This window comes from Paenalcaligenes sp. Me52 (assembly GCF_050487965.1).
Lineage (GTDB): Bacteria > Pseudomonadota > Gammaproteobacteria > Burkholderiales > Burkholderiaceae_B > Paenalcaligenes.
The window spans coordinates 122,110-135,419 of sequence record NZ_JBKQFO010000002.1; the positions used below are offsets into that span (position 1 = coordinate 122,110).

Consider the following 13,310-nt stretch of genomic DNA (forward strand, 5'->3'; position numbering starts at 1 on the left):
AAAAATTAGGCAGCATGGTTAGACAAGCGCTCACGACGCTTCGCAAGATAACGTTGACGGAAACGATCCAAATACAAGTACACCACCGGCGTAGTATAGAGGGTTAGCACTTGGCTTAATAACAGCCCACCCACGATGGTCAAACCCAGCGGCTGACGCATTTCCACGCCAGCGCCAGTAGCAACGATCAGTGGTACTGCACCCAAAATAGCAGAAATAGTGGTCATCATGATGGGCCTAAAGCGTACCAAGCAAGCCTGATAAATTGCTTCCTCGGGCGGCAGACCATCACGACGCTCGGCAATCAGTGCGTAGTCCACCATCATGATGGCATTTTTCTTCACAATACCAATCAGCAAAAACACCCCAATTAGGGCGATCACCGAGAAGTCTTCTTTCATCACCATCAAGGCCAGCAAGGCCCCAATCCCTGCTGATGGCAAGGTAGAAAGAATAGTAATGGGATGAATATAGCTTTCATACAGCATACCCAACACGATGTACATGGTGGCTAGCGCGGCCAAAATCAGCCAAGGTTGCTGCGCCAGTGAGTCTTGCATCAGCTTAGCTGTACCGCCAAAACCGGTTTGAATTTGGTTGGTGGGTAAACTGATTTCTGCCAACGATTTCTCTATCGCATTCACCCCTTGTTCTAGCGACACGCCTTCGGACAAGGCAAAAGAAATACTCTCAGAAACAAATAAGCCCTCGTGATTCACACTCAACGGTGCTGAACCCGGCACAAAATCAGTGAAAGCAGAAAGTGGTACACGGCTACCGTCTTTGCTGATTACTTCAACTTGTTTAAGAGACTCCACATCTTGTGCAAAACGCTCTTCTACGCCCAGAACAATGTTGTACTGATTCAAGCGCCCATACACCACCGACACTTGCCGTTGGCTAAACGAGTTATTCAAGGTTGCCGCAATTAAGGCCATGTCTACGCCTAAGCTCGTCGCCTTTTCACGGTCAATTTGCATTTCAACGCGCCAGCCTGGTTCTTCGGAGTCGGCTTCCACATCAGTAAGTTCAGGCAATGCTGCCATGGCTCGCCTTACCTTAGGCATCCACTCTTTCAGCAACGCCAAATCACTGCCTAACAAACTGTATTGGTAGGCACCTGCACGCCCTGCTCCGCCCACAAAAATATCTTGCTGCGGCGTCAAAAACATACGAGCACCGGGCTCGGATTGCAACTGTTCACGCAACCGCGCAACGACTGTATTGGCATTGGCATCACGTTCATCCAATGGCTTAAGCTCTATCAGAATCGTAGAGTTGGTGCTGGACCCTTGGCCACCCGCAAATACCGCCACACTTTGTACCGCAGGGTCATTCATTAAAATCGTTCTAAACTTGTTCAGCTTAGGCAACATACCTTGAAATGAAGTGCCCTTGTCTACCCTGAAAAAGCCCATTAACTGACCGGTATCTTGTTGTGGGAACAAACCTTTGGGAATCACCGCAAACAAGTAGCCATTCATCACAATGGCCAAAAACAATGACAATAGCGTTAGGCGCTTATGCCGTAATGCCCATGCCAAACTACGTTGATAGGCCACAGCAAACACATGGCCTATATGCCCCAACAGTCGGCTCACACCTTGGAGCATGGGTTTAGCTTTAGGTGTTTCAGGCAGTAGTCTCGCCGCCATCATAGGCGTCAGCATCAGCGAGATCAGTAACGAGAAAAAGATAGCCACTGACAAGGTAACAGCAAACTCTTTGAATAACTGCCCAACTAATCCACCCACCAGCCATAGTGGAATAAACACCGCTACCAGCGAAATACTCATGGCCAATACGGTAAAACCCACTTCGCGCACCCCACGTATGGCCGCCCTAAACGGTTTAACCCCATTTTCTACGTGACGCATCACGCTTTCTAACACCACGATGGCGTCGTCCACCACAAAGCCAGTGGCAATAATTAATGCCATCAACGAAATGGTGTTGAGCGAAAAGCCAAACAAATACACCAGCGAAAATGCACTCATCAACGACGCTGGTACCGCAATAGCGGGAATTAACGCAGCACGCCAATCCCGTAAAAATGCCAGCACCACCAACACCACCAAAATCATGGCGATAATCAGTGTTTTACGTGCCTCATCTAGCGATGCCCTAATACTAGGCGTACGATCTTGCGCGACTGAAATGTGCACATCAGCCGGCATCATGGCTTCAAAATCAGGTAACCGTTCACGAATTGCATCAACGGTCTCAATAATATTGGCGTCTGCTTGCCTACGTACTATCAACAGCACCGCAGGTTTCTCGTTAGAAAAACCCGCGTTATATAAGGTTTCCGTGCTGTCTTCCACCAACGCAACATCGCTCAGGCGTATGGGATTACCGTTACGCCACGCCACGATTAATGGACGGAACTGATTAGCGCGATTCATCTGCGCCCCTGAATTCACGTACCACTGGTGCTCATTATTTTCTAAATACCCATTAGGGCCTATAGCATTTTCACGCGATAGGGCACTACGTACTTCATCCAGCGACACCCCCATGCTGCTCAGCAAGCGTGGGTTCAAACTAATACGTACTGCAGGTAGCGATGCACCACCTACAGACACTTCGCCCACACCTTTTACCTGTGCCAATTTTTGCGCAACGATAGTGGTGCCCAAGTCATAGAGTTCTGCTGGCGTCGCAATAGGCGATGTCATTGCCAGCACCATTACGGGCATGGAAGACGGGTTAACTTTGAAATACGACGGCGGATCACGCATGCCCGACGGCAACATGGGGCGTGCTTGGTTAATGGCCGCCTGTACTTCGCGTGCCGCATTGTTGATGTCTTGGTCTAGGTCAAACATCAACGTGATGCGTGTAGAGCCTTCTGAGCTGCGTGATGTCATTTCCATCAACCCAGCAATCGAGCCTAAGGATTGCTCTAATGGCATTGCTACACTGGACGACATGGTTTCGGGGCTAGCACCAGACAACCGTGCTTCTACCATGATCATGGGGAAATCCATCTCGGGCAGCGGGGCAACGGGCAGCATAAACAGCGATAACCCCCCAGCCCCCACCATGGCCAAACACACCAAGGTTGTAGCCACGGGACGCATAATAAAGAGGGTTAGCCACCTCATGCGCTAACCTCGCTCCCTGTAGCGCGCGCCGCTTTCCAACGTGTGGATAGTCTATCGAAGAATAGATAAATCACGGGCGTGGTGAACAGCGTAAGCACCTGACTACACAGCAACCCACCCACCATCACCAACCCTAAAGGTTGACGCAACTCAGCCCCCGAACCGGATGCAAACATCAGGGGCAACGCCCCAAACAATGCCGCTAAAGTGGTCATCAAGATAGGACGAAAACGCAGCAATGCCGCTTGGTGAATAGCCTCTTGTGCCGACAAGCCCTCTTCGCGCTGTGCGACTAAGGCAAAGTCGATCATCATGATGGCGTTTTTCTTCACGATACCGATCAGCAAGATAATGCCTATCACCCCAATCATGTCCAGATCACGCCCTGCCAATAACAAGGCCGCCAATGCGCCAATCGTGGCAGACGGCAAGGTGGACAAGATGGTGATGGGGTGTATATAGCTTTCGTACAGAATACCTAGCACGATGTACATGGTGACTACGGCAGCTAGCATCAACCACAAGGTACTGGACAAGGATGCTTCAAAGGCTCTGGCAGCCCCTAAGAAACGCAGTTCTACGGAGTCAGGCAAGCCTATGTCTACACGAGTCGCTTGAATCTCGGCTACAGCCTCAGACAGCGATGCACCAGCAGCCAAACTGAATGACACGTTAGCGGAAGGAAACTGATCCAGCCTTTCTATGCTCAGCATCATAGGCGCAATACGCCAACTGGCTACGGTGCTTAGCGGTACTGTCGTGCCACTGCTGGTAGGGATATGCAAATTGGCGACGTTTTCAGGATACTCTCTGTAGCCTTCGGCCACTTCCAGCACAACTCTATACTGAGCAGACTGGGTATAAATGGTAGAAATCTGCCGCTGCCCAAACGCGTCGTACAGCACATCGTCTAACGTGGATTTCGTCACCCCCAATCGGGCGGCTGTGTCGCGATCTACGTCCAGCACTAATTGCTGGCCACCTGGCTGCTGATCGGTGGCTACCGACGCAATAGATGGTAACGCTGCCAGCGCATCCTCCCACAATGGCAACCATGTTTCCAATACCCGTTTATCAGGGTCAGATAAGGCCATCTGATACGGATTACGGGCGACTTGGTCATCTACCGTCAATTCCTGAACGGTTTGTATGTACACCTGCAAACCAGGGAGTTGAGCAACCGCTTCCTCCAGTTGTTTGCCTATGGTGACGGCATCTTGCGAGCGCTCACTTTGTGGCAGCAAACTAATCTGCATGCGTCCGGTGTTCAATGTCGCGTTGTTACCATCCACCCCAATGAACGTGGTCACACTTTCCACGTCAGGGTGGCGCAAAATTTCTTCGGCTGCCTGTGTTTGCAGGCTAGACATCGCTTGGAATGAAGCGCGCTGCGGCCCTTCTGTAATCGCCTGCAACATGCCTGTATCTTGTGCTGGGAAGAAGCCTTTAGGCACCACCATATACAGTAAGGCAGTTAAAACCATCGTGCCCACGGCCACCCATAATGTGAGCACTTGGTGACGCAACACCCATTTCAAGCCATCGTCATAGCGCTGAATCATCACATCTGTTTTATGACCCAACCACGCTACGATACGCTGATAAAAACGCTGAGGTTTCTCTGCATCCGACTGGTTTGCAGGCTCATCACTATGCCCACGCAATAAGCGAGCACACATCATGGGGGTCAGCGTCAGCGAAATTACTAGTGACAATAAAATCGCAACCGCTAAGGTAAGTGCAAACTCTCTGAACAGACGTCCGATCACATCACTCATGAACAGTAATGGAATCAGCACTGCAATCAACGAGAACGTCAGCGACAACAACGTGAAACCAATCTGCTTAGCACCCTTTAATGCAGCCGCTAACGGTTTTTCACCCTGCTCTATGTAGCGGGCGATGTTTTCGATCATAACGATGGCATCGTCCACCACAAAACCTGTGGCAATGGTTAGCGCCATCAGGGTCAGGTTATTCACACTGAAGCCCATCAAGAACATGATGCCAAACGTACCGGCTAACGATAGTGGCACTACCACACCGGGAATAAAGGTAGCAGTCCATGTGCGCAGGAACACAAAGGTCACCAACACCACCAGCACAATCGCCAGCAGCATTTCTTGCTGTACGTGCGACACAGAATCACGAATGGTGCGTGTACGATCAGCCGCCACCACCACATCTACCCCGGCAGGCATTGCCTGCTGCAAGGAAGGAAGCAGCTCGGTAATTTTGTCTACTACCTCAATGACGTTTGCGCCCGGCTGACGCTGCACATTTAGCAAAATAGCGGGTGTACTACCAAACCATGCAGATTGGCGCGCATCTTCCGCAGCATGCACAACGGTAGCCACATCCCCCAAGCGTAGGGCAGAGCCATTTTCATAGCGAAGAATGAGGTTTTCGTAATCAGCGACGGATTGCAGTTGTTCGTTAGCGCTAATGGAGGTGGAACGCACCGGCCCATTTAACGTACCTTTAGGCTGATTCACGTTAGCCGCTACCACCGTCTGGCGCACGTTACTTAGCGTTAACTGTTGTGCTGCCAACGCTTCGGGATTGACTTGTATGCGCACTGCCGGACGTTGACCACCCGCAATACTCACCAACCCCACGCCCGTAATTTGCGATAGTTTTTGCGCCACACGCAGATCAATCAGGTCACGCACCTCTGTTAACGGCAGCGTGGGCGACATAATAGCCAAACTGATCACTGGCGTATCTGCCGGGTTCACCTTGTTATAAATAGGCGGCGAAGGCAGGTCAGACGGCAAGGTAGTAGAGGCTGCATTAATAGCCGCCTGCACCTCTTGCTCGGCCACATCCAACGACAAACCCAAATCAAACTGTAAGGTAATACGCGATGCACCGCCCGAGCTGGATGAGGTCATTTGCGCCAAGCCCGACATTTGTCCGAACTGCCGCTCCAGTGGTGATGTCACCAACGCCGTCATCACATCGGGGCTAGCACCAGGGTATAAGGTCACTACCTGAATGGTGGGGTAATCTACCTGAGGCAGTGCCGCCACCGGCAACCACCGGTAACCCAACAACCCAGCCCCCAGCAAGGCCAACATAGCCAAGGTGGTGGCCACAGGCCTTAAGATGAACTGGCGTGAGAAGTTCACTGTGTCTTGCCCTCTGGCGCAATCAATTCCACTTCAGAGCCTTCACGCAAACGATCCATCCCTTCAGTGACCACTTGCTCACCTATTTCCAAACCATTAAGAATGACAGAATCCACGTCGTCACTAACGCCGGTTTGCACTGCTCGAACATTCACTTTGTTCTCAGCATTAATGACGTACACGTAGTCGCCAATAGAACCGCTTTGTATGGCTCGTGCAGGAACAATCACGCCTTCTTGCTGGCCTAGCAAGACATTCACGTTCACGAACTGATTGGGGAAAAGTTTGTGGTCTTCGTTATCAAATCTGGCTTTGATACGCACCGTGCCGGTATTTACATCTATCTGGTTATCAATAGCCATCAACTCACCGGTAGCTAGCAATTCGCCATTACGGTTACTGACCGTGACCGACACCATGCTGGGATACGACGCGCGGGTGGTAGTAGCCACTTTCTCTCCGCTGTCTAACACTGTATTGGCGAGTAGCTCATGCTCGTGCACAGCTTCTTGGACTCGCTGTAATTCCTGTTGCGGCAATGAAAAATGTGTAGCAATGGGTTGGGTTTGGGTAATCACTACCAAACCCTCGGTGCTACCTGCCGACACCAAGTTACCTTCATCTACTGTGCGCAAACCTAAACGACCACTTAACGGCGCGGTAATACGGGTGTAATCCAATTGCAATTGAGCTTCATCCACCCCAGCTTTTGCGGCTTGTACAGCGCCTTGTAATTGCTGTACAGAGGCTTCTTGATTCTGCAGTTGCTGTAATGAAATAGAGTCTTGTTTGGATAAACGCTTATAGCGCTCCAAATCCAATCTCGCTAAACGCAATTGGGCTTCATTTTGCACCAGTTGTGCCTTGGCTTGATCCAAACGTATTTGATAGGCACGCGGGTCTATTTGTGCCAGTAGCTCACCTTCTTTGATCCACTGACCATCCTCAAAGGCGATGTCTATCAGTTCGCCCTCTACACGGCTACGTACCGTCACCACGTTAAAGGCTTGTACTGTGCCTATAGCTGGAACTAACACCGGAAGCTGCCCAAAATGGGCTTGTGCAGCACGTACCGGTACTTTTGCTCCCATCATGCCCATCATGCCTGGACGGCCTTTAGGGGCATTCTGCCCGCCTGCTGTTCGACTAGACTGCCACCAATAAGCGGCCCCTATCACAATCAGAATCAGCAAGCACCACCATATCACCCGTGCACGGGATTTTGAGCGGGATGCAGAATTGGTCATTCACTGCTCTCCAACAAGCAAAGCTATTTTTATTTAAGTAAGGGGCTATGCGCCCCAAGTTATTGTGTAGCGTGTGTCAGGGACCTGATACCACTACCGCAGCAAGCCCTAGCCCACCTTGTGACTCTCTGTAACGAAATAAGTTCCATTCTCAGTAGAGAAATTGCCTGCTTGTTAACCTATATTGCAGCGTGCCAGTTTGAAATGTATGTCGCGCGTTAATGGCACTGGTTTATTGGTGGTGTCTTGTAAGGCAAAACGCACCCATAACACATACTTGTTTGCGCTCATTTCAGGAAATACACCAGCTGCTTCGTCTACCCAGACACGTAATAGCTGGAACGATTTTCCACCCAGCATCTCTTGGTAGTTTCCTTCGTGGGCCGTATGCTCTAGCGCATCGCCAGCATCACGCAATAAGCGCAGCACCAACATCAAAGCGGCATGCATAGGTTGGAAGGCTTCCGACCACGATTGCAGATCGGCGCGGCGTTGCGCCACGGGCCTAGACTGCCACGCATAATACGACGGAATATCTACCTGAGAACAACCACCAGGCACCGTCAATCGGCCACGCAAACTGCCCAGCCAATCGTTATCTTTAAGGTTTTGCCCCAAGCGCCCTTGAGCTGCCAGCGGGCTAGTGACTTCTTGCAATTCATTCAGCATGTTGTCCAGCAGTTTGCTGGACACTCCAGGATGCTCACGCAGTGCAGATAAGGCCAGACGCTGGCGCTCAATATCCTGCAGAATCATTCCACGTAAATCTGAACGTTCACAAACATCCAGTATCTCGAACAATGTCGTGACGGCTATCTGATGCAAATGGGGATCGTCGCCCGCCATGAAGTAATGGAGACGATCAAACAGATATTCGACCCGCAGGAAGGCCCGTACACGTTCATTACAGGGATACTCGTAAAGAATCACGTGAAAAAAACCCTTAAATAGCTAAATAAAACGTACTTTTATGTCTCAACGCTGCTGCAACCATTGTTGGTGCAACTGCTCGGCCTGCTGACGAAGTGCACTGAGAGTGGTCTTGCCATCGTTCACAATTACATCGTCGGCTACAGCCAAACGCTGCTCTCTGGTTGCCTGCGCACCCATGATACGCTCAATGACCTCATCCGTCAGCCCACTACGCTCACGTACCCGCTGTTTCTGGGTGTGCTCATCGCAGTCCACGACACAAATTCGGTCTACATGATTACGCCAACGACCTCGCTCTATTAACAGCGGAACTACCACTACTACGTACAAACCGCCTGCAGACATGACCTGTCTACGTGCTTCGTCCCAAATTAATGGGTGCAGTAACGCCTCTAATCGTTGACGCTCTGCCGGGTTGGCAAATACATGCTCGCGCATGCGTTGTCTGTCCATACCTTGCTCTGCCGTGATAAATGCAGAGCCAAATTGTTCAGCAATTGCTGCGATGGCGAAGCCACCTGGCTGACACAGCTGATGGGCAACCAAGTCAGTATCCACAATGGTGGCACCCCACTCTTCCAGCAGTGTTGCCACTTGGCTTTTACCTGACCCAATTCCACCTGTTAACCCAATTTTTAGCATAGGCTTTGCATCCTTAAAACCCGTACGGGGCAAAACCCACATGCAGGCCGGACTCCCATACATTGATCACACTATACGCTAGGCATAAGTATGGCCCAAATGCACATGCTCCGCGAGGTAAACAGCGTTGCTGCCAGCAGGCCTGTATGAACCAACACGCCACCGCAGCAATCAAAATCAGTAAAAAACCAGCATGTAGTTGCGGGCTTATGGCCCATAACCCCAAATACAGCTTGATATCGCCTGCCCCTATGGGCGGTTTCTGTATAAAAGGCATACAACAGCGATAACCCACATACAACGCCACAGCTAACCACCATGCTGTATTTGATGTCGTTAACGTTACCGTAAACCACACTTGTATCAACCACGGTAACACGATGAGTGGGATCGTTACAGCATCCGGCAATAAACGCGTATACAGATCACACCACACCAAAAACAATAGCACTGCAGTCAAACCGCCATACCAGAAACCCACACCCCAAGAAATGTGATCGTACATAACGCGCTGTACGGCAATAGCGAGATAAAACGTAGAGAAAAAGACCGTTACCCCTACCAAAAACACCGCACAACCTCTGTGCCAGTAAGAATGCGGCCAATGCGGTATACGCCACCAATCGCGTGGATTAGTGAGTGCTTTTTGAGCAGCCCTGTATAAACTGCGGCAGTTTGGTGTTGCACCCTGTTGCAAGATTAGGGCATACGATTTTGCCCAACTCTGTGCAAAAGCCGTAAAAACAACCGCCGCAATAGGGCACAGCAAATACAGCATTGTTGGAATCCTTAATCGTGAACCGCCTTATAATGGTGTTTTACTCCGCTCACTTACCTGCACAGGATGGCATCATGCGTGCTTCTACTACATCTGCTTTCCCAAGCCGTTCCCTACTTACAGGCCTAGCGCTGTGCGCGTTATTGGCAGGCTGTGCCAGCCAGTCCACGCCCGCCTCGTATCAAAGCGGCCGCTCTGATACTGAAAATGATGCGCAAAACTCTGCCCGAGCCCAACATACCCATGCGGCTTCTCAGTTGCAGTTCGGTTTTGGTAAAGATGCAGTGGCAGAGCAACCTCGTACTGCTGACCAACAATTAATAGAAAGCCGTCAGGTACGCGAGTTAGTTGAGCCACGTACATTCTTGGGTACCATTTCGTGCTCACCTACCGATGCTCTGTGCGTGCCGTTACGTACTACGTTAACGACAGCCCCTTCCGGTGTATGGCGTATGCGCATTGAAGCGGCTGACCGCTCTGCCCCTACACATGCCACCAGTGGTTGCTGGTATCAGGTAGGCAGCCAGCCTAATCGCATTATTTTGCAGTTAAGTAATGAGGCGATATTGGCTGAGCTCAGTTTCTTAAACAATAACCAGATGAAAGTTCAGACGTTTAACCAACAACGTCCTACTCTGGAAACGTTACTGAGCCGCCAAGCGGATATTGATCCTATTAGCGAACTGGATGATCGTCCGGCTCCACAGTGTCATCGCGCTCAGTAAGTGCACCATTTTGTGTTTGGCTTGAACCGTTGAACGCGTCAGCGTCCGGTTCAGCCAAGCTGTAACGACTACGCATCCCCCGCGTAAAGACCAAATGTGACAGCTCCATTGCACCGCGCACATTTAATTTGCTGTACATGCTACCTCGATGAGCATCGACGGTACGCTGCGAAATTCCTAGTTTTGCTGCAATAGACTTGCTCGGCAATCCCTGTATGACCAATTTCATGACTTGAAGCTCGCGCGCCGTTAAGCGCTGATTAAGCCATGTAGCGGTTTCTTGTAGTGGTGTCTGCATCACAAAGCCTCCAATAAATGACAGCAATAAAACCTGCTGCCTAAAGCTTCCCTGCCTCAATGTAACAAATATTATCTATATTTATGTTTAGTTACAATATGACAGAATGATCCACCTAGCAAACCCTACTCTTTCAACCCTACTGAGTACGCAGGGTTGAAAGCACTACATTTCGTCTTAACGATCTTTCATTAGCATCGCGATAACACTTTGCACATCCAGCGCGCCCGAAGGTTCAGAAGCATTGTCTGAGCTGGAAAATGCACCGATCAAAGCAGGCAACAACTCGGTCAAATGTGAGAGTACTTTGCTTTCGCTTAAGCCACTGTCATTCGCCATCGTCGCTACTGCTTTATTCCCTAATACTTGCTCTAGCTGTCCCATGCTTACCGGCAACTTTTCACCGCTGCTCATCCATGATGTCACCACCTTGGCTAATCCACCCTGTTTGAAGGTTTGAATCAAACCATTCAAGCCTCCTGGAAACTTATTTACCAACGACACCAACGCTGGAATTAGGCTGGCACGTTCTTGTTGTGCAGGATTTAATGCTGCAGACGCAACGGACATCAAAGAGTTTAGAAAGCTCACGGTTTACACCTCGTTATTTACTTCTTTTAAGTAAGGATGCTACATTGTGCCGCGCTTTCAGGCGCTAGAGAAAAAACAAATGCAAACAAAAAATACCCCCACGCTGCCTTGCTAGCAAGGCGCTGCCCCCCCGAGGGGGCTTTACGGTCTTGGGGCGGCCCTGCGACCTCTAATACCCCCACGCTGCCTTACTAGCAAAAGCACTGTCCCCCAAGAGGGCCTTACGGTCTTGGACAGCTCTGCGAACACCGCACTAAACAAAGTTCTAGCCCATAAAAAAATGCGCTGCCTAAGCAGCGCATTTTTCGGTCAATTTCCTAAGCAAACGCTAGGATTAATCCCCGAACTGAATGCCTTGTGCCAGCGGCAATTCACGAGAGTAGTTGATGGTGTTTGTGGCACGACGCATATAGACTTTCCATGCATCGGAACCCGACTCTCTACCACCACCAGTTTCTTTTTCACCACCGAATGCGCCACCAATCTCTGCGCCCGATGTACCAATATTCACGTTGGCAATACCGCAGTCTGAACCATTGGCGGATAAGAAGTATTCTGCCTCGCGCAGGTCGTTACTGAAGATAGCCGATGACAGACCTTGTGGCACATCGTTTTGCATGTCTACCGCTGTTTGGAAATCGGTATAACGCATGAAATACAGAATAGGAGCGAAGGTTTCGTGTTTCACCACGCTGCTTTGCTCTGGCATTTCCACAATGGCAGGTTTCACATAGTAGCCATTAGGGTATTTATCTTGCAGCACGCGCTCACCACCGTGTACGGTGCCGCCCTGCTCACGCGCATTTTTCAAGGCTGTTTGCATAGCGTCAAACGAGTCTTTATCGATCAACGGGCCTACCAATGTGCCTGTTTCCAATGGGCTACCAATAACCGCACTGTCATACGCTTTGCGCAAACGTTTCAATAGATCATCTGCCACACTTTCGTGCACAATCACTCGACGAGTGGTGGTGCAACGCTGACCAGCCGTACCAATAGCACCAAACAAAATGCCGCGCATGGCTAAATTCAGATCTGCGGATTCACTCACAATAATGGCGTTATTGCCACCCAGCTCTAGCAAAGAACGACCAAAACGAGCCGCTACGCGTGGACCTACTTCACGGCCCATACGTGTAGAACCTGTTGCTGATACCAGCGCCACATCGTGGTTATCTACCAAGGCTTCGCCTACATCGCGTTCGCCGATCAGCACTTGGCTCAAACCTTCTGGTGCATCGCCAAAACGTTTTAACGCACGTTCAAACAAGGCTTGGCACGCCAACGCTGTTAGCGGTGTTTTCTCGGATGGTTTCCAGATCACAGCATTACCGCACACCAATGCCAAGGTGGTATTCCATGACCACACGGCAACGGGGAAGTTAAAGGCGGAAATTACGCCTACTACACCCAGTGGATGCCAGGTTTCCATCATGCGGTGACCAGGACGCTCGGACGCGATAGTCAGACCGTACAACTGACGAGACAACCCTACGGCGAAGTCGCAGATATCAATCATTTCCTGCACTTCACCAGCGCCTTCCGCCAGAATTTTCCCAGCTTCGATGGACACTAGCTTGCCCAAGGTTTCTTTTTCCTCGCGCAGCACTTCACCGAACAAACGCACCAACTCTCCTCGACGCGGTGCGGGCACAGCTCGCCATGCGGTGTACGCCTGCTTGGCTTTGCGTACTGCTACAGCAACGTCGGCAACGCTTTGCTGCGCGACGCGAGCAATTTCTTGCCCATCCACAGGTGAAGAAACCGACAGCGATCCACCACGGATACTCGCTGCGTCCACACCCAGCTTTTCTAATAATTCTGCAGTTTGCATAGCAATTTCCATCCAATGAACAGG

Annotated in this window: 10 protein-coding genes; 1 reads left to right on the forward strand and 9 read right to left on the reverse strand. The window is 50.6% G+C overall.

Features of this window, described 5'->3' with window-relative positions; all coding sequences use genetic code 11:
- Positions 1 to 5: 5 nt before the first annotated feature.
- The 6 genes from ACLO87_RS11775 to ACLO87_RS11800 all read right to left on the reverse strand — a co-directional run bounded on the left by ACLO87_RS11775 (position 6) and on the right by ACLO87_RS11800 (position 9,838).
- A complete protein-coding gene (locus tag ACLO87_RS11775) occupies positions 6 to 3,107 on the reverse strand; it encodes an efflux RND transporter permease subunit (RefSeq protein ID WP_430223806.1) in 3,102 nt (1,033 codons plus the stop codon).
- Entirely contained in the window at positions 3,104 to 6,238 is a 3,135-nt protein-coding gene (locus ACLO87_RS11780) for a multidrug efflux RND transporter permease subunit (protein WP_430223807.1), read from the reverse strand. Before ACLO87_RS11780 ends, ACLO87_RS11775 begins: the two co-directional genes overlap by 4 nt.
- Positions 6,235 to 7,485 carry an efflux RND transporter periplasmic adaptor subunit gene (locus ACLO87_RS11785; RefSeq protein WP_430223808.1) on the reverse strand — a complete coding sequence of 417 codons (1,251 nt, stop codon included), beginning with the start codon at positions 7,483 to 7,485 and terminating at the stop codon, positions 6,235 to 6,237. Before ACLO87_RS11785 ends, ACLO87_RS11780 begins: the two co-directional genes overlap by 4 nt.
- 174 nt (positions 7,486 to 7,659) lie before the next feature.
- The gene (zapD, locus tag ACLO87_RS11790; RefSeq protein WP_135865176.1) at positions 7,660 to 8,415 is read right to left on the reverse strand and encodes a cell division protein ZapD; all 756 of its coding nucleotides are present in this window, start codon (positions 8,413 to 8,415) and stop codon (positions 7,660 to 7,662) included.
- 45 nt (positions 8,416 to 8,460) lie between these two features.
- Positions 8,461 to 9,060 carry a dephospho-CoA kinase gene (gene coaE, locus ACLO87_RS11795; RefSeq protein ID WP_430223809.1) on the reverse strand — a complete coding sequence of 200 codons (600 nt, stop codon included), beginning with the start codon at positions 9,058 to 9,060 and terminating at the stop codon, positions 8,461 to 8,463.
- A gap of 13 nt (positions 9,061 to 9,073) precedes the next feature.
- Positions 9,074 to 9,838: a prepilin peptidase gene (locus ACLO87_RS11800; protein WP_430223810.1), complete on the reverse strand. Its 765-nt coding sequence runs from the start codon at positions 9,836 to 9,838 to the stop codon at positions 9,074 to 9,076.
- Between the two features lie 17 nt (positions 9,839 to 9,855).
- Between ACLO87_RS11800 and ACLO87_RS11805 the strand changes: the two genes are divergently transcribed.
- On the forward strand, positions 9,856 to 10,563 hold the full coding sequence (locus ACLO87_RS11805; protein ID WP_135865169.1) for a hypothetical protein: 708 nt from the start codon (positions 9,856 to 9,858) through the stop codon (positions 10,561 to 10,563).
- On the opposite strand, the gene ACLO87_RS11810 is transcribed toward ACLO87_RS11805, so the two are convergent.
- From ACLO87_RS11810 to amaB, 3 genes are all read right to left on the reverse strand, one after another.
- Positions 10,514 to 10,861, reverse strand: a complete 348-nt coding sequence (locus ACLO87_RS11810; protein ID WP_135865167.1) for a LuxR C-terminal-related transcriptional regulator — start codon at positions 10,859 to 10,861, stop codon at positions 10,514 to 10,516. The two genes, ACLO87_RS11805 and ACLO87_RS11810, sit on opposite strands and share 50 nt — an antisense overlap.
- A gap of 177 nt (positions 10,862 to 11,038) precedes the next feature.
- Entirely contained in the window at positions 11,039 to 11,452 is a 414-nt protein-coding gene (locus ACLO87_RS11815; RefSeq protein ID WP_135866983.1) for a YidB family protein, read from the reverse strand.
- Positions 11,453 to 11,786: 334 nt separating this feature from the next.
- Complete coding sequence (amaB, locus tag ACLO87_RS11820; RefSeq protein ID WP_135866981.1) at positions 11,787 to 13,286, reverse strand: L-piperidine-6-carboxylate dehydrogenase; 1,500 nt, start codon at positions 13,284 to 13,286, stop codon at positions 11,787 to 11,789.
- Positions 13,287 to 13,310 lie beyond the last annotated feature (24 nt).